The sequence below is a fragment of the Pseudomonas sp. NFPP02 genome (genome assembly GCF_900119355.1).
GTDB lineage: Bacteria > Pseudomonadota > Gammaproteobacteria > Pseudomonadales > Pseudomonadaceae > Aquipseudomonas > Aquipseudomonas paracarnis.
Map to the genome: position 1 here is coordinate 81482 of NZ_FPJI01000011.1, position 21756 is coordinate 103237.

Annotated in this window: 17 protein-coding genes, 1 tRNA gene and 1 pseudogene; 5 read left to right on the top strand and 14 right to left on the bottom strand. The window is 58.9% G+C overall.

Annotation, left to right across the window (positions count from 1 at the left end):
• Positions 1-44 precede the first annotated feature (44 nt).
• The 3 genes from BT204_RS19495 to BT204_RS19505 are packed head-to-tail and all read right to left on the bottom strand — an operon-like array spanning position 45 to position 5145.
• Positions 45-1139, bottom strand: coding sequence for an HlyD family secretion protein (locus tag BT204_RS19495; RefSeq protein WP_072447986.1), 1095 nt, complete (start codon positions 1137-1139; stop codon positions 45-47).
• Positions 1132-2769 carry a hypothetical protein gene (locus tag BT204_RS19500; protein WP_057977039.1) on the bottom strand — a complete coding sequence of 546 codons (1638 nt, stop codon included), beginning with the start codon at positions 2767-2769 and terminating at the stop codon, positions 1132-1134. Before BT204_RS19500 ends, BT204_RS19495 begins: the two co-directional genes overlap by 8 nt.
• Before the next feature lie 39 nt (positions 2770-2808).
• Entirely contained in the window at positions 2809-5145 is a 2337-nt protein-coding gene (locus tag BT204_RS19505) for a membrane-bound PQQ-dependent dehydrogenase, glucose/quinate/shikimate family (protein ID WP_072447989.1), read from the bottom strand.
• A gap of 92 nt (positions 5146-5237) precedes the next feature.
• Between BT204_RS19505 and BT204_RS19510 the strand changes: the two genes are divergently transcribed.
• Together BT204_RS19510 and BT204_RS19515 are read left to right on the top strand one after the other, a co-directional pair.
• Positions 5238-6143, top strand: coding sequence for a LysR family transcriptional regulator (locus BT204_RS19510; protein ID WP_072447991.1), 906 nt, complete (start codon positions 5238-5240; stop codon positions 6141-6143).
• A 93-nt stretch (positions 6144-6236) separates the two neighbouring features.
• Positions 6237-6911, top strand: a complete 675-nt coding sequence (locus BT204_RS19515) for a MarC family NAAT transporter (protein WP_072447993.1) — start codon at positions 6237-6239, stop codon at positions 6909-6911.
• A gap of 146 nt (positions 6912-7057) precedes the next feature.
• Here the strand turns inward: BT204_RS19515 and BT204_RS19520 are convergent.
• The 3 genes and pseudogenes from BT204_RS19520 to BT204_RS19530 form a co-directional block, all read right to left on the bottom strand.
• Positions 7058-7242 (bottom strand): annotated as a pseudogene (locus BT204_RS19520) (ParA family protein); the annotation flags it as partial.
• 121 nt (positions 7243-7363) lie between these two features.
• Positions 7364-7439, bottom strand: a tRNA-Asn gene (locus tag BT204_RS19525).
• A 33-nt stretch (positions 7440-7472) separates the two neighbouring features.
• Positions 7473-8396, bottom strand: coding sequence for a LysR family transcriptional regulator (locus tag BT204_RS19530; protein ID WP_057977033.1), 924 nt, complete (start codon positions 8394-8396; stop codon positions 7473-7475).
• 100 nt (positions 8397-8496) lie between these two features.
• Here BT204_RS19530 and lldD point away from each other — a divergent pair, with 100 nt between their 5' ends.
• Complete coding sequence (gene lldD, locus BT204_RS19535; protein WP_003192725.1) at positions 8497-9627, top strand: FMN-dependent L-lactate dehydrogenase LldD; 1131 nt, start codon at positions 8497-8499, stop codon at positions 9625-9627.
• A 412-nt stretch (positions 9628-10039) separates the two neighbouring features.
• Positions 10040-10966, top strand: coding sequence for a GGDEF domain-containing protein (locus tag BT204_RS19540; RefSeq protein WP_054896309.1), 927 nt, complete (start codon positions 10040-10042; stop codon positions 10964-10966).
• Positions 10967-11100: 134 nt separating this feature from the next.
• Here the strand turns inward: BT204_RS19540 and BT204_RS19545 are convergent, their stop codons facing one another.
• From BT204_RS19545 to BT204_RS19575, 7 genes are all read right to left on the bottom strand, one after another.
• Positions 11101-11907, bottom strand: a complete 807-nt coding sequence (locus tag BT204_RS19545) for an iron-containing redox enzyme family protein (RefSeq protein WP_034126163.1) — start codon at positions 11905-11907, stop codon at positions 11101-11103.
• A gap of 45 nt (positions 11908-11952) precedes the next feature.
• Positions 11953-14415, bottom strand: coding sequence for an EAL domain-containing protein (locus tag BT204_RS19550; RefSeq protein WP_072447995.1), 2463 nt, complete (start codon positions 14413-14415; stop codon positions 11953-11955).
• A gap of 71 nt (positions 14416-14486) precedes the next feature.
• Positions 14487-16289 (bottom strand): ABC transporter ATP-binding protein, encoded by a 1803-nt coding sequence (locus BT204_RS19555; RefSeq protein WP_072447997.1) that lies wholly within the window; start codon positions 16287-16289, stop codon positions 14487-14489.
• Entirely contained in the window at positions 16282-16884 is a 603-nt protein-coding gene (locus BT204_RS19560) for a DsbA family protein (RefSeq protein ID WP_175550978.1), read from the bottom strand. Before BT204_RS19560 ends, BT204_RS19555 begins: the two co-directional genes overlap by 8 nt.
• A gap of 36 nt (positions 16885-16920) precedes the next feature.
• Entirely contained in the window at positions 16921-17862 is a 942-nt protein-coding gene (locus BT204_RS19565) for an oxygen-dependent tRNA uridine(34) hydroxylase TrhO (RefSeq protein WP_014719256.1), read from the bottom strand.
• Between the two features lie 101 nt (positions 17863-17963).
• Positions 17964-18257, bottom strand: a complete 294-nt coding sequence (locus BT204_RS19570) for a BolA family protein (protein WP_072448001.1) — start codon at positions 18255-18257, stop codon at positions 17964-17966.
• 6 nt (positions 18258-18263) lie between these two features.
• Positions 18264-18782 (bottom strand): DUF2059 domain-containing protein, encoded by a 519-nt coding sequence (locus tag BT204_RS19575; RefSeq protein WP_014719258.1) that lies wholly within the window; start codon positions 18780-18782, stop codon positions 18264-18266.
• 196 nt (positions 18783-18978) lie between these two features.
• Between BT204_RS19575 and BT204_RS19580 the strand changes: the two genes are divergently transcribed.
• Complete coding sequence (locus BT204_RS19580) at positions 18979-20361, top strand: class II fumarate hydratase (RefSeq protein WP_057977022.1); 1383 nt, start codon at positions 18979-18981, stop codon at positions 20359-20361.
• Here BT204_RS19580 and BT204_RS19585 read toward each other — a convergent pair.
• A complete protein-coding gene (locus tag BT204_RS19585) occupies positions 20358-21314 on the bottom strand; it encodes a DMT family transporter (protein ID WP_054896314.1) in 957 nt (318 codons plus the stop codon). The two genes, BT204_RS19580 and BT204_RS19585, sit on opposite strands and share 4 nt — an antisense overlap.
• Between the last annotated feature and the right edge of the window lie 442 nt (positions 21315-21756).

Genomic DNA, 21756 nt, shown 5'->3' on the forward strand with positions numbered 1-21756 from the left:
GTCCTGGGACTCTCAACAGCAACTGAATGCTGATAGCCGCCTCCTCACCGATGAAGCGTATCGACATCGACCTCAACCGACATGCCCGGGCGCAGCGAAGACTCGAAAGGCTGGTCCGGATCAACAGATATGCGCACCCCGATACGCTGCGGTACCTTGACGAAATTGCCCGTTGCATTGTCCGGCTTGAGCACCGCGAATTCCGAGCCCGTCGCTGGTGAGAGCCGCTCGACATGCCCCTTTAGCGTCGCCCCTCCTAACGCATCAATCCTGAGCGTCGCGATCTGCCCGGGCGCAATAGCCTTAGTCTGCGCCTCCTTGTAGTTCGCGACTATCCAGTGGTCAGCGGGAACTACCGACATCAATTGTGTACCGTGGGTCACGAATTGGCCCAACCGCACGCCCACTTCTCCGAGCACGCCATCCTCCGGCGCCTGGATGACCGTGTGATTAAGATCAATCTGAGCCGCACGCAGTTCTGCCTGTGCCACCCGCACCTGGGCTTCCAGACCTTCACGGCCGACATCCACGGTACGCAACTCCTCCCGAGCAATCGACTCTTGCGCACCCGCCTGCTGTACCTCGGCCTGGGCTTGACTGAAATCGGCTCGTGCCTGGTCGCGCTCGCGCGTAGAAATGGCGCCATCCATGACCAACGCGTTTGCGCGCTGCATGTCAGCGCGGGCACGCAATAAGCGCGCCTGCGCACCGGCCATAGCTGCAACTTGACTCTCGATGCCCGCCATGCGAGCAGCGTGCGCCTGCTGGTTGTTGGAGAGGTCGGCATTGGCGACGCCAAGATTGGCCGTCGCCTCATCTACCTGCGCCTGATAGACCTCATCGTCAATACGCACAAGGACCTCGCCTCGCTTGACCTGCGCGAAATCCTGCCCGGCCACCTGGACGATATAGCCGCTGACCTGAGGGGCAATCACCGTGGTTCTCCCCCTCACATAGGCGTTATCTGTCTGTTGCAGACCTGCGTCAAAAGGCGGCAACTTCCAGATGTACAGGACGATCGTAATAACGCCAATCGCAGCCAGCACCATGATGATGCCTTGCAAACGGCCACGGGGCGGGGGCGACCAATGAGAAGCAGTGTGTTCAACATCCGATGGAGCAGTCATGGAATCAGTCATTTACGTTCTCAGGCTCGCGACGGATGCGCGAGAGGAAAAAAGCCGACATCTGCAGATAAAACACATACATCGCGGTGCCAAAAGCCAGCACTGACACGATGCGAAAGACGTCATTGAATGCCAGTACGCTAGCCTGTTGCTGCAACGCTTGTCCTAGCAGCTTGCTGCCCTGTTTCTGACGCTGTTCCGGGTCGGCTATATGACTCGAAAGCAACGCCTCGCCAATGCCGAGGCGCGCTACGACAAGAGGATTGGTGATCGGCGTACTGTCCGCCAGGCTAGCGATATGGGACTGGGTTCTGATGAACTCGTAGCTGCCCATTACAGCCGACCCTGCCAGGCTACCGATACTCTGGCTCGCCCCGTACAGGACCACGAGCGTGATCATGTACTGAGGTCCCTTCGCGAACAGTTTGAGAAAGCCAAAGATCAAGGCAGGCCCGATGAACAGCGTCGCACCGAACCCAATCAAACACTGGCTCAGGTACAGTTGCGGCGCACGCGTGAGGCTGGTGGATTGCGAGTCCAGATACGCTCCCGTTGCGATAAACAACGCCGCGACCATGACCTGCCAGGGGATACGTTTGGGCGACAACGTCAGGCAAGCGACGACGATCCCCATCAGCATCGACACCAGTACGCACGCAAACAGGACACGCAACTGATCGTTATTGAGCCCGCCCATTGATAGCAAACCTACCGAGCCGAAAGTCTGCTCGGCCAGCGATAGCCGAACCAGCAGCGCAATCGCAACAAAACGCATCAAGTCGAAACTGCCCAGCCATTCCAATTGCAACAGCGGCTGACGCCGACGTCGTTCAATGAACACCACCGTCACCAGCAACGAGATAGCCGCCACCAGCATCCAGCCGAGAAAGGGCGCGTCGGTCCACCAATAGCTCCGGCCGAGGCCAAGCACACCGGCAAACAGCAGGAAGGATGAAACCAGCAATACAATCACGACTGCGTCCGAGGCAGAAAACACACTGGCCCTATCACTGCGTGGCAAAGGCACCGCCAACGTCACACCCAACACCGCCATACCAATGCCCAGATTCAACAAGTGCAGCCCCAGCCAATGTTCCGAGGCGAGAAATTCCACGGGAATCATGCGCGCCACCGGCGATCCTATCTGGGTAAGCCCTACGCTGATAATCAGGGCCATCGGCTGGGCCGATGGGGCTAGGGCCTGCATCAGATAATAGGTACTCAAGGCGATCAACGTCGCGCACATCAAGCCGTTGATCGCCGTGGCAATGACCGCAGTTGTCAAAGTGGGCCACAGTAACTGCAGCACACAGGCAGCGATGTAGGTACCGACAATGCTTGCCGTGACCAAAGGGATTCCGAACTGCATCCGGGCCTTGACCAAGGTCAGGTTGGCGCTGGCATTGATCGCCAGAAAAACTGCCACCAACCATGAGACCTGAGCCGTGTACTCGCCAATAGAGCCAGAGATTACGCCTAGATTGCTCGCCACCAGGCCGTTGCACAGCGTCGTGCAGGTCCCGAGGAATAAGCCTACGACAAAATATATGCCACGCCTGGCCGGCGACAGCCTGGGCTTATAAGGACTGCCCGCCATCGCCGGTTTCTCGTCAGCTTTGAACACGTATTCAGCGCTGGCCATGTACAAGTAACGCCTTCTTTTGCTGTCGCTGCAGACGCTTCACGGTTGGGATGTCGGAAGGCTGAAGGCCATTACATAGTCACCGGTGTCGGGAGAATGCGCTGCCCCGCCTACGGAAATGACAACGTACTGTTTGCCCGTCGTCGGCGAGACGTAGGAGATCGGCGTGGCGCTGGCGCCGACCGGTAATTCATGTTCCCAGACGAGTTTGCCACTTTGCCCGTCGTATGCCCGGATGTAGTAGTCCTGATAACCCGCAAAGAATACGAGGCCGCCTGCCGTGGTCATCGTTCCTGCATAAGTTGGCATGCCCATGGGCATGGGCAGGTGTGATGCGATACCCAGTGGCCCCAATTGCTCTGTGGTGCCAGCCGGCACTTGCCAGGCCACCTTGTGCGTATTCAGATCGACCGCCGTGACGGTCCCATAGGGTGGCTGGTTGCACGGAACCCCTAGGGATGACATCCAGATATAAATGGCTTGACCGTAAGGTGTTTTCAACTGCGGTGATGGCCCATGTCCGCTCACCTCGATCTGGTGGGTTTTTGTCCAAGTATTGAATTCATCACGAGGCATCAGCCAAAAGATGTTCGGCACCCGGATATCGTTCATGTAAGCCAGATGATTAACGGGGTCGTAGGAGACGCTACCCCAGTTGAATCCTCCGATATTGCCGGGCTGATCCAGTGCCTTGGTCAGACCGATCGGCGTAAAGTCCCCCTCGTAGCGCAGTTGCTTGAACATGATGCGGCACATGAGTTGGTCGAACATGGTTGCCCCCCACATCTTCTTCTCGGTGAGGTGTTCGGCACCGATAGTCGGCATCCCTACCGAATAAGGCTGTGTAGGCGAAAGCTTTTCTTCAGGTACCGCACCGGCCGTAGGCACGGGCTTTTCGACGACGTCCGCAATCGGCTCCCCGGTGGCGCGATTTAGCAGGAAAAGCTGGCCACGCTTGGTGGTTTGCAATACCCCGGGGATGGTTCCGCCTTGGCCGTCAGGCAAATCGACCAGCGCGGGTTGAGAAGGCAAGTCGTAGTCCCAGATGTCGTGATGGACGGTCTGGAATTTCCATTTCGGGCGACCCGTCATGATATCGAGGGCGACAAGGGAAGAGTTGTATTCATCCGAGTGCGGTGGACGCTCCATGCCGAAAAAGTCCGGCGTGGCATTTCCCAGCGGCGCATAGATAAGACCCAACTGGTCGTCATAGGCAGCGGCGGTCCACATGTTGGGCGTGCCGGGCGTGTAGGTCTGCCCCGCCGGTGGCAAGCCGGTTATGTCCGGGTTGCCCAGGTCCCACGCCCATGCCAGTGCGCCGGTGCGGGCATCAAAGGCGCGGATCACGCCTGACGGCTCACCGCGACTGTAGTTATCAACTACCCAGCCACTGATAATAATGTAGTCGCGCGCCACCAGCGGCGCGGAGGTCTGAAAGTAGAACCCAGGCTTAACGTCGCCCATTCCCTGCTTCAGGTCGACGACGCCGTCGCTGCCAAAACCTGGGCACTGCTTGCCGGTCTTGGAATCTAGTTCGATCAGGCGCGCATCGATGGTGGAATTGACGATTCGTTCCGCACAGACGCCATCAGCCGGCGCCTCCTTGAGCTTGTAGTAACCCAGGCCGCGGCAACGGTTCCAGATAGGAGATGCACTATGGGTATCGAATTTCCAACGTTCTACCCCCGTATCTGCATCGATGGCAGCAATGCGATCATCGGGTGTGCAAGTGAACAACGTATCTTCAATTTGCAATGGGGTGTTCGAATCCACGGCGCCCTTGTCCAACTGGATCTTCGCGCCGGTACGATACGTCCAGGCCACTTTCAGGTCCTGAACGTTGTCACGGTTGATCTGCGTAAAGGGCGCGTAGCGCGTACCCGCAGTGGTTCGGCCATATGCGGACCAATTTGAAGGCGTGGTGTTTGTGGCTGCTGCAGTAAAAGGTGTGCCCGAGACAGGCGAGACGACACCATGTGGAGTAAAGGCAAACCCAAAGAACACAGCCGTCCCTAATAACGCTAGTACACCCAGGCCGCGTATCCGACGCCGGGAGTCCGCAGGCGACCAAGTGGATAACAGGAGCAAGCCGATGCTCGCCAACGCTGCCGGTACGAGCAGGCGTGGAAACAGCGCCCAATAGAACGTGCCTGACTCCCAGAGCGCCCATGGAACACTCAGCACGGCAACCGCTACCAGCAGCCATACTCCACAAACTTGCCTACGCCAAAGCATGACGCCAGCGCTCAGATAGGCCCATCCGGCCAGCACGTAATAAAACGATCCGCCAAGGGTTAAGAGGTAAGCTCCACCTAACAATAGCCCCAGCCCCATCAAGGCAACTAGGCTGGCAAAAATACGATTTATCGAGGTCACAGTTGAACTCCTATACGCTAAATGGCTCTCAGACTTGGTGATGATAGTGTTAGTCTATTAATTTTAGCCATGCCATATGGAGCAACTATACATTGCATAAAAGCAACGCCATGTGGAGCGAATACCACACCTTCCTCGTTGCCGCGGAAACATTGAACTTCAGCCGTGCGGCTGAACGGCTTGGGCAGAACACTTCAAGCATCAGTCGCGCCGTGACCCGGCTGGAGGAGCACCTGGGTCTGCGCTTGTTCAATCGGATGCCCTCTATGCGATTGACGGACCCGGGCGAGCGGCTCTATAGCGAAATCGCGCCCTTGTTCGAAGGCCTTCAGGAGGTTGAAAGCGCGATCAAGTCGGATGATGGAAAAATTAGAGGACGCATCCGGGTCGTCGGATCGCCCGAGGTTGTGCACTGGTTTATCAACCCGGCTATCGCTCGAATGCTGGAAGAACAGCACGAAATTCATTTTGAAGTGGAGGCCAGCACACGCGTGCCAAACCCCATTGAAGAGCCAGTGGATGTCTACTTCAGTCATCGCCGCGCCGAAGTGATTAACAAGTCGCTGGTTGCTCGGCCAATCTGTTCAATGCCACAAGGGTTATTCGCTTCTCCCCTGTTACTGGCCGGCAGGAAACCTCCCCATGTACCGGAAGATCTCCTGCAATGGCCCTGTCTTGGGCGTCAGGGAGAACCCGAGTGGGAGCTGATCGACCCCCAAGGACATAAACACCTGACGCCGGTGCAAGCTATCCTGCTTGCCACACCGAACGATGCGCGCATGGATCTTACTCTGCGCGGACTTGGCATCGCGCAGTTCAATTTGCCCAGCGCCAATGACGCCGTAGAGAGCGGCAAACTGGTACGTGTTTTACCTGGCTATACCCTCCAGAACATGTCGCTGTATGCTTTTCTACTTTCACGGCGCTTGATTCCGCAGGCGGTGCAGATCTTTCTGCGCTACACCACGGAAGAGGCAAAAAAATACTTTCCTGATTGAGTCCTGACTTGATATCGGTTCGTTAGGGCAGATGACGTACGACCTTAATAATCTTATAGCCTCCTATTCGTTGCATAACCGAGTAAAAACACTATGGGTAATTACTTTCATCATGTTCTTATTGGACTATTAGCCCTGCTTCCTATGGCCAATCCTCTAACTAGCATCTCCCTTTTACTAGGTCTTGGAGGAAAGCTGCCTACAATAGAGCGTAACCGGCAAATCCTGAAGGCAAGCTTGTATGTAGCTCTGATTATGTTTGTCAGCTTCTACGGGGGCAGCCTGGTAATGCAGTTATTCGGAATATCTGTTCCCGGCTTGAGGATAGCGGGAGGTCTGATCGTTACCTACATCGGTTTCGCCATGCTTTTTCCAGCAACGACACCTGACGAAACGGAGGTTCAGAAAGATTTCCTTTCAGAGAAAGAGAAAGCAACCCCACATTTCCGCGATCTGTCATTCGTACCTTTAGCTCTTCCTGGTGCAGCAGGCCCCGGCACGATAGCGTTGCTTATCAGCTCCGCCTCTACCCTGCAGTCGACCTACCAGAACCTACCACTCGTCATTCACCTTGCAGCCGCAACCGTATTCATCATTACTGCGCTTATTTTCTGGATAGCTTTAAGATGTTCGGGGCGAATCATGAAAGTGCTTGGTGAGTCAGGAATCGATGCAATTTCCCGAGTCGTTGGTTTTCTACTGGTTTGTATGGGTGTTCAGTTCGTTATCAATGGTGGTTTTGAGTTAGCGTCTACACCTATGCACTGATCATAGTTTTTCATAATAGTGAATTATTAAAGGCCGTTGATACTTCCGCGGCCACATTCGCTAGCAATTTTATCAAATGCCTGGCTCGGCGCTTCACCTCATTACCGACAGAAGAAAGCGCTCCGCGGAGGCATTTCATTATTAACGATCAGTTGGTAGGTCCCGCCCGGCGCCTCACGCATTAGCGTATAGAACAAGGACAGTGACGGCTGGGATCGAGATCGATCAGTAAGGTCCAATGACACGCGTCGGCGCAGAACGCGCCTAGATTGGCGCCAACCGCGGTTTTCCCCGGCCCGCCTTTGGTTGAAACGACTGCAGCGACTTTCATTGGCCTTACCTCTGAATCGAAGGATTAGAGATGGCATCATGGGAACCGCGCTAAGCGTTTGGTTTGCTGGGTCAAATCCCAAGCAAAAAAAAGCCTGCATCTCTGCAGGCTTTTCTCTATCTGGCTCCACGACCTGGACTCGAACCAGGGACCCAATGATTAACAGTCATTTGCTCTACCAACTGAGCTATCGCGGAATGCGCCGTATGTTACTGATTAAAAAGAAGAAGTCAAGCGTCCTCAGAAATTTTCCGCAAATCGTCCCCCTGCTCGCTTGAATACGGCGGTTCCTTGGCCAAATCCAGCCAGGCCCTTGCCGCCGGCGGCAAGTGGGCGCTCGCGCGCCAGGCCAGGGCGATGTGCCAATCGGTATGAGGCTCGTCCAGGGGGATCAAGGCGATGCCGGGATGTTGGTGTTTGTGCGCCAGCATCCTAGGCAGGAAGGCAACGCCCAGCCCTGCGGTGACCAGGTCGACGATAAAGTCTATTTGCCCGCTGCGGGCGGTGACTTTGGGGGTCACGCCTTTGCGTTCACAGGCGCTGAGGATCTTGGCATTGAGGGCAAAGCCGGCCTCGAACAGGATGAAGGGTGAGTCGGCCAGGTCGGTGAAGTCGATGCGCTCGCGCTGGGCCAGTGGGTGACCCATGGGCAATACGGCGATCAATGGCTCGTTGCGCACCGGTTGGTAGTCAAAACCTTCATCAACCGGCAGCAGCAAGGCGGCAAGGTCCACCTCCCCTGCTTCCAGGCATTCGCGCAGCCTTTTACTGCCGTACTCCGTCAGTTCGATGTCGATGCCCGGGTAACGGCTGCGGTAAGTGGCGAACATCGCCGCAAACAAGACTCCGCACCCTACCGGCGGCAGGCCGATGCGCAGCACGCCGCGCTGGAGGCCGCGCAGGTCGTTGATTTCAGCCATCAGGTCGGTGCGTTCGGCGAGCATTACCAAGGCGCGGCGGTAGGCAATTTCGCCGGCGGCGGTGAGTTCGTTCTTGTGGCCGAGGCGATTGAGCAGCGGCATGCCTAATTCGCCCTCAAGGGTCTTGACCGCTTTGCTGACGGTGGACTGAGTCAGGGCAACCACTTCGGCCGCCTGGGAGAACCCGCCCTGGCGCACCACTTCGACAAACGCACGCAATGTTCGTAGGTTCATCAGTATTCCTATAACGACTGGATGGCAGTGATAAAAGTTGTTTTCATCATGGCATAACTTTGCTTAGGGTGTAGCACTTTGCCCTGTGGAGACACCGTCGATGATCATCTCGTCCGCTTCCGATTACCGCGCTGCGGCCAAGCGCAAGTTGCCGCGCTTTCTGTTCGATTACATCGACGGCGGTGCCTACGCCGAGCACACACTGCGCGCCAACAGTTCGGACCTGGCCGAGATAAGCCTGCGCCAACGCATCCTGCGCAATGTCGACGACCTGAGCCTCACCACCCAGCTGTTCGGTACCGAACTGGCGATGCCAGTGATCCTTAGCCCGGTCGGCCTGACCGGCATGTATGCGCGACGCGGTGAAGTGCAAGCAGCCAAGGCGGCGGCCAACAAACACATCCCCTTCTGCCTGTCGACAGTGTCGGTGTGTTCGATTGAGGAGGTGGCCTCGCAAAGCCCGCAGTCGATCTGGTTCCAGCTGTATGTGCTCAAGGATCGCGGCTTCATGCGCAACGCTCTGGAGCGGGCGCAGGCAGCTGGCGTGACCACCCTGGTGTTCACGGTGGATATGCCCACACCCGGCGCACGCTACCGCGATGCGCACTCGGGCATGTCTGGCCCCTACGCAGCGCAGCGACGCATGTTGCAGGCGGTGACCAAGCCGCAGTGGGCCTTCGACGTGGGCTTGATGGGCCGCCCTCACGACCTGGGCAATATTTCCAAATACCTGGGCAAACCCACCCACCTGGAGGACTACATTGGTTGGCTGGCCAACAACTTCGACCCATCCATCAGTTGGAAAGACCTGGAGTGGATCCGCGAGTTCTGGAAAGGGCCGATGATCATCAAGGGCATCCTCGACCCTCAGGATGCCAAGGACGCGGTGAGTTTCGGTGCCGACGGCATCGTGGTCTCCAACCATGGCGGCCGCCAGCTCGACGGGGTGCTGTCCACGGCCAAGGCGTTGCCGCCGATTGCCGAAGCGGTGGGCGATGACTTGACCGTGCTGGTGGACTCCGGCATTCGCTCCGGGCTCGACGTGGTGCGCATGCTCGCCCTGGGCGCCAAGGCGTGCCTGCTGGGGCGCGCCACCGCCTACGCGCTGGCCGCCGAGGGCCAGCATGGGGTAGAGAATCTGCTGGACATCTTCGCCAAGGAAATGCGCGTGGCCATGACCCTGACCGGGGTCACCTCCATCGCGCAAATCGACCGTACCACCCTGGTCTAGTGGTGATGGGTGCGGTGTACTTTGTTCACGAATAACCGAAGCGTTGTTTATTTGCGACAAGCAACTCGCCCCACCGAAACAGTTACGTCAACCGGGCCGGCGGTAACGCTGGCCCAAACCAGCCAAATAACTGGCGCCATGCTTTAACGGACTTTTCTTACTTAAAAATTAGTTAATTGATTTATAAGGATTTTTGCCAACTAAATACACTTGGCATGAATCTCGCTCTAGTACTGTTCAAGCAGGTTCGGCGATGACAAGACGTGCGGCAGGGCCATGGGGTTATAACCCAATGAAAAGCGGTTTAAACTGTTTCCAATGTTTTACGGAACTGAAGGATCAGTAAGACGCTTGGCACTCGCCACCCTCATCCCGCCTGTAAGACAGCCCAGTGCTTAGAGGCCACGCGCTTATGAAAACCCCCACCCAGACCAACGCAATTGACTTTGACAGTGCCAAATTGCAACGCCTGGGATTTGGCCAGCCATCCTTACGCCCACGCCGCCCCGCCACCCTTGCCGAACTTCGCCAGCAACTGAACCAGCAGTTGCAGACCAGCCTGGAGCCGGAGCGCATCCTGGGCCTGTTCTTTCGTGAGGTTCAGCGCCTGGTTCCGCTGGACGCGTTGCAATACCGTCACGCCGCCAGCGACCTGCGCCTGGAGTTTGGCCACCGGGGTCATCACTCCGTCAGCTACACCCTGAGCCATGAAGGCGAACACCTGGGGGAACTGGTCTTTCGTCGCAACCAGCGGTTGCTTGAAGAAGAACTGAGCCAACTCGAACTCCTGCTGGTGACCTTGCTTTATCCGATGCGCAACGCCCTGCTCTACCGCGCCGCCACCCGCAGCGCCCTGCGTGACCCGTTGACCGAAACCGGCAACCGTGTGGCCATGGACCAGACGCTGCAGCGAGAAATCGACATGGCACGCCGGCATTTGCACCCGCTGTCGTTGTTGATGCTGGACATCGACCACTTCAAGAAAATCAACGACACCCATGGGCATGCTGCGGGCGACAGCGTACTGCGCGCCGTAGCCGGGGCGATCAAACGCCAGCTGCGCAACGTGGACATGGTGTTTCGGTTTGGCGGGGAAGAGTTTTTGATCCTGCTCTCCAACACCGGTCGCGATGCCGCGAAAATGGTGGGAGAACGCCTGCGCCAGGCGGCGCAAGCCCAGGACTACTGGGTAGAGGGCACGCGAATCGAACTGACCGTGAGCCTCGGTTGTTCTACGCTGCTGGCGGCGGAGTCGGCTGAAAGCCTGCTGCGCCGGGCCGACAATGCGTTGTATGTAGCCAAACGCGAAGGTCGCAACCGCTTGGCGATGGCGGGATAAGGCCAGTTGTGGCGAGGGAGCTTGCTCTCGCTGGGGCGCGAAGCGGCACCGTTCTTTATTTAAAAAGAATGAGCCTGCTACGCAGTCCAACGGGAGCAAGCTCCCTCGCCACAAATACCATCCGAACCGTTACATCACGCCTCGCTGGCGATGCGCACAGGGCGCTCGCGAACGGCTGGCGCCTTGTCTTTTTCCGCATTCTCTAGACGCATGCAGCTTTCCAGGAACAAGTGCATGTAGTCGTAGCTCTTGCACACCGCCTGGCGCAACTCTTCCTGCAAGGCCTTGCTGGGGTTGGTCCCGGCCAGTGTGCAGATGATTTCCAGGGCTTCCCAAGGGTGGGCATCGTCGTATTGGGCGTGCATCTTCAGCCACTTCATCGCCCGCTTGCGATCTTCCTCAGGGAAGGCGGCAGCATACACACCGGTAGAGCAGACCACGGCGGACCACTCCCCCGTCGCCCCCTCGATCGCGTAGTTGGTGGCGGCAATCGCGACGATCAACGCATCCGCCGAGCTGGTGTGCCAGCACCAATGACTCAGGGCGTGCAACTCGGGCGGCACCTCCTGCGCTTGGAGTTCTTCAAGGCTGACGCCGTGAGCCCGCGCCCAATTGACCCAATAGTCGGCATGGTTGAGCTCCACGCGAATGTTGCGCATCAGCCAACGGCGCGCCATATCCTCCCCAGGATGGCGGGCAAACTTGGTCTTGGTCAGGTTCTGCGCCATGTACAAGGCAAACTGTTCCACCACCGGCCAACCACCAATCAGGTAGTGGCGCATGGTCTTGGCGCTGAGGGCGTTGTCGCGCATGCGCTGGTACAGTTCGTGCTCGACAACCCGACGCTTGCTCTCGCTACAGTCCTGGATCAGTTGCTGCGCCCAGGCGGGGTAACTCGAGGCTTCCATAAGCGGGCCGGTTCTGTTGAATGTGTCGATCACTGTGGGGCTCCTTTTCAAGTGTGATTGTACAGACCAGCAAATGTTTCAGCGGAAAGTGCCGGGCGCCTTGAATAACAGAGGCTGCGGCCGCTCAGGTCGGCACTGCAGGCTATCAAAGGTAAACAATTGCGGGCGTTCAATCAGGTAGCCCTGAGCGTAATCCACACCTATCTCAAGTAAAGCCTGTTCGATCTGGGGTGTTTCAACAAACTCGGCAATCGTGCGCTTACCCATGACGTGGCCGATGTGGTTGATCACCTCGACCATGGCGCGGTTAATCGGGTCGTCCAGCATATCCTTTACGAAACTTCCATCGATCTTCAGGAAGTCTACAGGTAAATGTTTCAAATATGCGAATGAGGACATTCCGGCGCAAAAGTCATCCAGGGAAAAATGGCACCCTAACGCTTTGAGTTCATTAATAAATCGAATCGCACTGCCCAAATTGGCTATAGCGCTCGTTTCAGTTATTTCAAAACAAATCATTTCCGGTGGAATGTTGTAACTATCGAATTTCTGACGTAAAAAACCCAAAAAGTCATCATCGCCAATGGTGATGCCTGACAGATTAATCGCACACATGGCCATGGGGCGGCCCGGACGCTCATGCATGCAGCGGGCGATAATCTTGAATACGTTTTCCACTACCCAACGGTCCAGGGACGTCATCAAACCGTAACGCTCGGCCGCCGGAATAAAACTGTTGGGTAAAATGATCCGCCCCGCTTCGTCATGCAGGCGCAGGAGAATTTCGATGTGCCCATTGCCGGCGTCGGTAGGGCCCAACGGCGCGATTTCCTGGGCGTAGAGGCAAAAGCGATCTTCTTCAAGGGCGATATGCAGCCGCTGTACCCAGGCCATCTCGCCAAACCGCAGAGACAACTCGGAGTCGTCGACGTGGTAGACCTGCACCCGGTTGCGCCCCTTTTCCTTGGCCATGTAGCACGCCATGTCGGCGGCGCGCAGGGAGGTTTCCAGGGTGGTCGGGGTTTGCGAGATATGCACCAGGCCGATGCTGACAGTGGTCATGAAGGGCCGCCCCTTCCACACGAAGTGCAAGCTTTGCACGGTATGGCGCAGGCTCTCGGCGATTTTTTCCGCCACCGGCGCCGGGCAGTTTTCCAGCAGGATGCCAAACTCGTCGCCGCCCAACCGAGCCAGGGTATCGCCTTCGCGCAAGTCTGATTGCAACAGCGCGCAGATGTGACGCAACAATTCATCGCCTGCCGCGTGCCCACAGGTGTCATTGACCAGCTTGAACTGGTCGAGGTCGAGGAACATCAAGGCATGTCGCCCACTTTGCTGGCGCGCGACCTGTTGCAGCACCTGTTCAAGGCGGAACTCGAACTCGCGACGGTTGGCCAGGCCGGTCAAGGCGTCATGGGTGGCCTGCCAGGAAAGATTGGCGATGTACTGGCGTTCCTGGGTCATGTCGTGCAGCACCAGGACCGCACCGCTGATCTTGCCGGCGCTGCGGATCGGCGCGCCCACCAGGGTGACCGAGACCGTGCTGCCGTCCAGGCGCTGGATCAGCTTGGAATGCTCGCTGCCGCCGCTGAACTGGCCCTTGACGATGTGCTCAATCAGGGTGAATCCGTCGGGCTCGGCGTTTTCATTCAAAAGCTTGAACAACGCCGCCAGCGGCAGGCCCTGGGCCTGCTCCGAGCGCCAGTGGGTCAAGGCTTCAGCGGCAGGGTTCATATAGGCAATGGCCCCGTCGACATCGGTGGTAATCACCCCATCGCCAATCGACTCCAATGTAATCTGCGCCCGCTCCTTCTCCGCTTGCAGCGCATCGGCAAAGGCATGACGCTGGGCCAGCAGCTTGTGGGTGCGCAGCAGCGCCAACACGATCAGGCCCAAGGCCGTCGCTAGGTTGGTGATCAACAACAGGCGCAGGATCATCCGCGAACCTTCGCCCAGGGCATCGCTGAAGGCCTTGGCGGCGGGCGTCACCCCTTCATTGATGGCCGTGATGCGCGCCTTCCAACTATGGACATCGTCACTGCTGACGTAGCCGGAGGTAATGGCGCCGTGCATCTCCTGGGCCAACTCATCCAACTGCAGCAGATAGCCGTCGCCCACCGTCCACAGCTCAATGGCTTTTTCCAGGTAGCTGAAATGGCGGAAGTTGAGGTACAGCCAGATCAGGCTGGAAACGTCGTCCGGATGGTTGCCGCCCTTGAGGATACCCAGGCGCGCGGCCTCCATGTCTGGATTGGGACGGTCCAGGGCAATGCGCAATTCATGCCCACCCTGGGGCACGGCAATGGCCTGCTGGTATTTGAGGTAGGTGGCGTCGTTGCGGTTATCGGCGTAGAGGGTGAGGTAGTAGATGGCATCCTTCTGGCCCTTGGACCACAGGCTTTCGCCCGCCACATAGCCCCGCACTGCCGAAAGCACGTAGAGACTGACGCAGCCTAACAATGCCTGGAACAACACGACGGCGATGAAGGGCCAGACAATACCCAACAGGCGTGGCGTTCCGAGAGTCCGCTTTTGCTTCATGAAGTCCCTTACACATGCACAGCTTAATACGCACGCGAAAATCCGCTCCCGATAGCACAGCCTAAGCTAAATCAACGTACTTGTTGCAAGTGTCCGTACAGTTTGGCGTACAACCCACCATCGGCAATCAACTGCTGATGGTCGCCATCCTCGGCGATGTGCCCGCCATCGAACACCAACACTCGGTCAGCCTGCTTCACCGCAGACAGCCGGTGGGCGATGATCAGTGTAGTACGCCCGCTGAGAAACCGCGCCAGTGCCTGGTGCAGGTTGTATTCGGTCGCCGCATCCAATGCAGACGTGGCCTCGTCCAGAATCACCACTTTAGGCTCGGCGAGCACCATGCGGGCAATCGCCAGGCGTTGCCGCTGGCCACCGGAAAAGCGCACGCCCGAACGCCCGACCACGCTGTCCAGGCCCAAGGGCAATGCCTTGACAGTAGCATCCAGTTGGGCGATTTCCAGCGCCTGCCAGCAGGCTTGATCGGTGCGGGTGCGGCCCATGGTCAGGTTGGCGCGCACGGTATCGTTGAACAGCGCCGGGTGTTGCAGCACCACCGCGACGTTTTCGCGGATGGTCTCCAGGCCGATCTCCTGCTGGGTGGCAGCACCAAAACGAATGCTGCCGGACTGCGGTGTGTAGAGCCCCAGCAACAGTTGCACCAGGGTGCTTTTACCGCCGCCGCTGGCGCCGACAATTGCCACCTTTTCACCCGGTGCGATGGCCAGGTTCAACTGGTTGAGTACCAGGTCTTCGCCGTAGCCAAAGTCGAGACCACGCACTTCGATGCCGACCGTCTCGCGCCCGCTGAACGGGTCTGCGCCGCCTGGGTATTGCGGCTCATCGGCACGCGCCAGCAGCTCGTTGATGCGCGACAGCGCGCCGCCCGCCGCGTAATAGGCGTATTGCAGGTTCAGCAGTTGTTCCACCGGGCCAATCATGAACCACAGGTAACTGAACACCGCGAGCATCTGGCCGATGGACAGGTCGGAAAACAGCACGGTGAGCATGGCCGCGGCGCGGAAGATGTCGATACCGAACTGGAACAGCAAGCCACTGGCGCGGCTCGACGCGTCGGTTTTCCACTGGGAATGAATGGCGTAGTCACGCACTTCCTGAGCACGCTGGCCCAGCCGCCCGAGGAAAAAGCCTTGGCGGTTGCCGGCACGTACTTCCTGGATGGCATCGAGGGTTTCAGTCAGCGCCTGGGTAAAGCGTGAAGTACTGTCGTTTTCCAGCTTCTTGAGGTGCTTGACGCGCTTGCCCAATTGCACCGTGGCGTAGATCACCAACGGATTGAACAACAGGATCAACAACGCCAGTTGCCAATGCATCCACACCAGGATCGCCGAGGTGCCGACCAGGGTCAGCATCGCCACCAGGAAGCGACTGAGGGTTTCACCCACGAATTTGTCCAGGGTGTCCAGGTCGGTCACCAGATGAGTGGTGACCGTACCGCTGCCCAGGCTTTCGTACTCACCCAGAGAGATACGCTTGAGACGCTCGATCAGCCGCACGCGGATGCGGTACACGATGTCCTTGGCCAAGCGCGCAAACAGCCGCGCCTGCACCACGTTGAACACCAGCGCGCCGCAGCGCAGGGCCAGGGTGACCAAGAGCATCAGGCCGATATAGCCAGCGGCTTTTTGCCAACCCAGGGGCAGCGCGTGGTTCATCACCTTGAGGGCGGCATCGCCATGGCCCAGCAGCACTTCGTCCACCAGCAACGGCAATAACAGCGGGATAGGCACGCTGCACAGGGTGGCGAGCACGGCGACACCGTTGGCGACCCACAGGGATTTCTTGTGGCGCAGGGCCAGGCGGCGAATTTCTGCCCAGGTCAGGCGGTCGGTGCGTGGAGGCTGTTCATACACAGGCAGCTCGCTCCAGCCATCGACCCAGTAACGGCGACAGCTCGGACAGCGGCTGGTAACCATTGGTCAGCAAGGCCAACTGGCCGTTGCGCTCGGCCAGCAGGGTCGGGAACCCGGCAATGCCCAGGTCTTGCACCCAAGTGAAATCGGCCGCCGTGGCCGCGTGCTGCTCGGCACGGTCGAACTCTCCGGCAAACTCGATACGTGGAATGCCGGCCTGCTCGGCCAGCTCAACCAATACATGGGCGAGGGTCACGTCCCGTCCTTCGACATAGAACGCATGCTGGATCAGCCCCAGCAGCTTCCAGGCGCAATCTGGCGCCAGGCTGCGTGCGGTGACGATAGCGCGGCACGCCGGCTCCGTGTCGTAGACAAAACCGTCGGGCAGCGCGCCGTCACGCTTGAACGGCTGGCCGGTGGCGTCGGTGACGGCCTGCCAGTGTTCAAGGATGTAGCGCCGGGTAGTCGGCTCCAGCGCCGCGCCGCTGCCGGTGCGCAAGCCGCCCACCACCAGGTGCACGTCCACGCCGGCCGCCTGGGCCTGCTCCACCAGCGCTTGTGCCACCGGGGCAAAGCCCCAGCACCAGGAACACATCGGGTCCATTACATAGAGCAGGCGCGCAGACATGGCTCAGGCCTCGGAAGGGGTTTGCTTGTAGTTGTAACCAATCGGGTGCGGCATGTTGCGGGCCTTGGCCAGTTCGATCTGCTTCTGGCGGTCGATTGCACTGCGACGGGTCTTCTCCGGCAGCTTATCCCAGCAATGGGGGCAACTGATGCCCGCCACGTAATGCTCGGAGGCGCGGTCTTCTACGCTCACGGGTGTGCGGCAGGCATGACATTGATCGTAGTCGCCTTCGCTCAAGTCGTGGCGCACGGTCACGCGATTGTCGAACACAAAGCAGTCGCCCTGCCATTTGGTTTCTTCCTGGGGCACCTCTTCGAGGTACTTCAGGATACCGCCCTTGAGGTGGTAGACCTCATCGAAGCCTTCGCTGAGCATGTAGCTCGAGGCCTTCTCACAGCGAATGCCGCCAGTGCAGAACATGGCGACCTTCTTGTGCTTGGCCGGGTCGAAGTTGGCTTTGATGTAGTCGGGAAATTCGCGAAAACTGGTAGTTTTCGGGTCGATTGCGCCTTCAAAGGTGCCGATGGACACTTCGTAGTCGTTACGGGTGTCGATCAACAGCACTTCCGGGTCGCTGATCAACGCATTCCAATCCTGCGGGTCGACATAGGTACCGACTTTTTTGTTCGGGTCGACGCCTTCAACGCCCAGGGTCACGATCTCTTTCTTGAGCTTGACCTTGGTGCGATAGAACGGCTGGTCATCGCAGTAGGATTCCTTGTGGTCGATGTCGACCATGCGCGGGTCTTTTTTCAGCCAGGCCATCAGCCCGTCAATGCCTTCGCGGCTGCCGGAAACGGTGCCGTTGATGCCTTCTTCGGCGATCAGCAAGGTGCCTTTGATGCCGTTATCGACCATCGCCTGCAACAGGGGCTCGCGCAGGGCGACGTAATCTTCGAGGGTGACGAACTTGTACAGTGCCGCCACGACAATCGGTTGAGTCATGGGTGTTCTCTCCAGGTGGCTACCCTCGTAAGGGGTGAACCGGATGCAAAAAAAACGCGCCGGCTAAGCGGCGCGTTGCGGATTCTATCAGGGTTTCCCCATCAATGTCCGCCGGCGCAGGTCGGCGAGGCCGGGGCTGCGCCGATTGTCGCCCATTCTTCGGGCGTATAGGTATGCAGCGCCAGCGCATGAAATTCGCTCATCAGATCACCCAGGGTGGCGTAGACCTTCTGATGGCGCTTGACGCGGTTGAGCCCCTCGAACTGCTGGCTGACCAGCACGGCCTTGAAGTGGGTCTGCAACCCACGGCTGTGCATGTGGCTTTCATCCAGCACGCTCAAATGTTCCGGGGCCAGGGCGGCAAGGGCCGTTTCGATACGCTGTTGCATGGTCATTCCTGCTTACTTCTTCTTGGCCGGTGCGGCGGCTTTTGGCGCCAGCTCGTTGGTCATGTCTTCCAACAGCTTGTTCACCACCGGTACGGCGCTTTCCAGCTTGGCCTGGGTCATCTGGGCCGATTGCTGGGTCAGCTGGGGCATTTTTTCCAGGACTTTCTTGCCAAGTGGCGACTGGTAGAACGCTACCAGGTCCTTGAGCTCGGATTCGCTGAAGTTGGTGGTGTAGAGCTTGACCATGTCAGGCTTGAGCTTCGGCCAGCCGATGGCCTGGTCCAGAGCGGCGTTGGCCTTGGCCTGGTAGCTGTCCAGTACGGACTGCTTGGCGGCAGGCGCCTTGGTCTGTTCGAAACGCTGGGCGAACATTTGCTGCACTTGCATGTACACCGGGGTCCCCAGCTTGTCAGCATGGGCCAGGGTAAGGAAGGCTTCGGCACTGGCGTTGTGGCTGGCGGTATCGGCAAGAACCTGGCCGCTGGCGCAAACCAGAGCAACCGCGGTACAGATGGCACGAAGACGAGTCATCGAGTTTCCTTTTCTAGCTGGCGAGGTAAGACCCCAAGGGCGACCATTCTGCGCCTAAAAAACCTCGCGGCTCAACCCCACTCCTTGGCAAGCCCCGGTTTCACGGGGCGCGATGGCACAAATGCGCTTTTAGGGAACCCACGCTGGCCGCCAGGGCCTAAACTGACCAATCACGACTGCATAAGGAGGGTGACCGATGAGCCGTATCGAAACCGACAGCCTGGGGGAAGTACAGGTCCCTGATGACGCCTATTGGGGCGCGCAAACCCAACGTTCGCTGGTCAATTTCGCGATTGGCGAGCAGCGCATGCCGCTGGCGGTATTGCATGCCTTGGCCTTGATCAAGAAGGCTGCGGCGCGGGTCAACGACCGTAACGGCGACCTGCCCGCCGATATTGCCCGCCTGATCGAGCAGGCTGCCGACGAGGTTCTGGACGGCCAGCACGACGACCAGTTCCCGCTGGTGGTCTGGCAGACCGGCAGTGGCACCCAGAGCAACATGAACGCCAACGAAGTGATCGCTGGCCGCGCCAACGAACTGGCCGGCAACAACCGCGGCGGCAAAAGCCCGGTGCACCCCAACGATCACGTCAACCGTTCCCAGAGTTCCAACGACTGCTTCCCTACCGCCATGAGCATTGCTGCGGTGCAAGCGGTGAACAAGCAACTGTTGCCGGCAATCGCCACCTTGTCCGGTGGGCTGGCAGAATTGGCCGCGCGGCATATGAAGCTGGTCAAGACCGGCCGTACCCACATGATGGATGCCACACCGATCACCTTCGGCCAGGAACTTTCGGCGTTTATCGCCCAGCTCGATTACGCCGAGCGTGCGATCCGCAGCGCCCTGCCCGCGGTGTGCGAGCTGGCCCAGGGCGGCACCGCCGTCGGCACCGGCCTCAATGCCCCCCATGGCTTTGGCGAGGCGATTGCTTCCGAGCTGGCCGCGTTGTCGGGTCTACCCTTTGTGACCGCGCCGAACAAATTCGCCGCCCTCTCCGGCCATGAGCCGCTGGTGACCTTGCACGGCGCGCTGAAAACCCTGGCCGTGGCGCTGATGAAGATCGCCAACGACCTGCGCCTGCTGGGTTCCGGCCCTCGCGCCGGGCTGGCCGAAGTCAAGTTGCCGGCCAACGAACCGGGCAGTTCGATCATGCCCGGCAAGGTCAACCCCACACAATGCGAAGCGCTGTCGATGCTGGCCTGCCAGGTGCTGGGCAACGACGTGACCATCGGCATGGCCGCCAGCCAAGGGCACTTGCAGTTGAACGTGTACAAACCGGTGATCATCCACAACCTGCTGGAGTCGATCCGCCTGCTGGCCGATGGCTGCAACAACTTCCAGGAGCATTGCATCGCCGGCCTCGAACCCGACGCCGAGCAAATGGCCCAGCACCTGGAACGCGGGCTGATGCTGGTCACTGCACTCAACCCGCATATCGGCTACGACAAGTCGGCCGAGATCGCCAAGAAGGCTTACGCCGAAGGGCTGACACTGCGTGAGGCTGCACTGGAACTCGGCTATCTTACCGATGCCGAGTTTGACCAGTGGGTGCGCCCGCAAAACATGCTCGGCGCCTAAACTGACATCCGCAGCCGCCGGGCCCTGAGCCCGGCGAGCAGCGAAGGCGCCAGCGCCACCATCGCCGAGCCAGTCACCACCACCAAAGCCCCCACATACCCCAAGGCATTGATCTCTTCGGCTTGCACATAGTCCGGCCACAGCCAGGCCGCCACTGCCACCGCCACAAAGGTCACCAACGGCGTCAACGCCAGGGTCGCACTGACCCGCGAGGCTTCCCAATGCGCCAGGGCTTCGGCAAATGCGCCGTAGGCCACCAGCGTATTCATGCAGCACGCCAGCAGCAGCCAGCCTTGCAACGGGCTCAACTGCAACGCCTCCAGCGGGTGCGCCCAAGGCGTGAGCAACACCGCGCACGACAGGTAGATCACCATCATCACCTGCAATGAATTCCATACCGTCAGCAACTGCTTCTGCCCCAGTGCATAGAACACCCAGATGGTGGTGGCGAGCAGGATCGTCAGCACACCGGCGGTGTAGGTGCCCATGGACGTCAGCAACTCCACCAGGCGTTGGTTGAAAAACAAGCCAAAGCCTGCGATCAGCACCACCAGCCCCACACCCTGCCCCAGACTGAAGCGCTCCTTGAACACAAACACACTGGCAACCATCAGAAAGATCGGCCCCATCTGCACCACCAACTGCGCAGTGCCTGGGCTGAGCATTTTCAGGCCAACCAGGTACAGCACGTAGTTGCCCACCAGGCCACACACCGCCATGCCCACCAGCCACCCACCCTTGGGGCCAAGCACTTTGCGGCTGGGCAGACGTTTGGTGGCGGCCAGGTAAACGAACAGGCACGTGCCCGCTACCATGAGGCGAAACCAGGTCACGGTGATCGGGTCCATCACCTGCAACACTTGCTTGAGCTTGATCGGGAGAATGCCCCACAGAAACGCGGTCAGCAGGGTCAGGAAGAAACCGTAGACCCAGCGGCCGGAAGAGATGTGCATGAGTGCCCCAGATGCCAGAGGAAGTGGAGCAGGCATTCTAGGGGCAAGTCACTGAGTTCGGATACGTCACAGTTTTGAGTGTGGGAGCTTGCCTGCGATGGCCATACGCCCACGGTAACCACGATGCGAAGCGAGTCGCTCTTGATTTTGCTCTTGATCTGCTTGTGATCGTGATCTCAGGCGCCCCGTTAAACCACGCTGGCCGAACGCAGGCTTGAATTCGTGGGTAACCCGGCAGGACGCCGGGTTAGCCGCCCCGCGCCATGGATGGCGCGTGGCGGCGGCCCACGGATTCAAGCCTGTGTTCGGGCACACCGAGCCTAGGCGAGGTGCCGAGTGGTGGGGCAAGAGCGTTTTGCTTACTTTTGCGCTTTTCAAAAGTGAGCCGCCGTCAGGGCGGAACCCTAAGTGGCCGTTACCGAAATAACGGATATGTACCCGG

What these genes read in the sequence shown, in the direction of transcription:
- BT204_RS19540 (WP_054896309.1), top strand. Translation starts at nt 10,040, where the DNA reads ATGAAAACCCCCACCCAGACCAACGCAATTGACTTTGACAGTGCCAAA.
- BT204_RS19585 (WP_054896314.1), bottom strand. Translation starts at nt 21,314, where the DNA reads ATGCACATCTCTTCCGGCCGCTGGGTCTACGGTTTCTTCCTGACCCTG.
- BT204_RS19495 (WP_072447986.1), bottom strand. Translation starts at nt 1,139, where the DNA reads ATGACTGATTCCATGACTGCTCCATCGGATGTTGAACACACTGCTTCT.
- BT204_RS19565 (WP_014719256.1), bottom strand. Translation starts at nt 17,862, where the DNA reads ATGACTCAACCGATTGTCGTGGCGGCACTGTACAAGTTCGTCACCCTC.
- BT204_RS19580 (WP_057977022.1), top strand. Translation starts at nt 18,979, where the DNA reads ATGAGCCGTATCGAAACCGACAGCCTGGGGGAAGTACAGGTCCCTGAT.
- BT204_RS19530 (WP_057977033.1), bottom strand. Translation starts at nt 8,396, where the DNA reads ATGAACCTACGAACATTGCGTGCGTTTGTCGAAGTGGTGCGCCAGGGC.
- BT204_RS19515 (WP_072447993.1), top strand. Translation starts at nt 6,237, where the DNA reads ATGGGTAATTACTTTCATCATGTTCTTATTGGACTATTAGCCCTGCTT.
- BT204_RS19500 (WP_057977039.1), bottom strand. Translation starts at nt 2,769, where the DNA reads ATGGCCAGCGCTGAATACGTGTTCAAAGCTGACGAGAAACCGGCGATG.
- BT204_RS19550 (WP_072447995.1), bottom strand. Translation starts at nt 14,415, where the DNA reads ATGAAGCAAAAGCGGACTCTCGGAACGCCACGCCTGTTGGGTATTGTC.
- BT204_RS19570 (WP_072448001.1), bottom strand. Translation starts at nt 18,257, where the DNA reads ATGACCATGCAACAGCGTATCGAAACGGCCCTTGCCGCCCTGGCCCCG.
- BT204_RS19575 (WP_014719258.1), bottom strand. Translation starts at nt 18,782, where the DNA reads ATGACTCGTCTTCGTGCCATCTGTACCGCGGTTGCTCTGGTTTGCGCC.
- BT204_RS19560 (WP_175550978.1), bottom strand. Translation starts at nt 16,884, where the DNA reads ATGTGTTCCTGGTGCTGGGGCTTTGCCCCGGTGGCACAAGCGCTGGTG.
- lldD (WP_003192725.1), top strand. Translation starts at nt 8,497, where the DNA reads ATGATCATCTCGTCCGCTTCCGATTACCGCGCTGCGGCCAAGCGCAAG.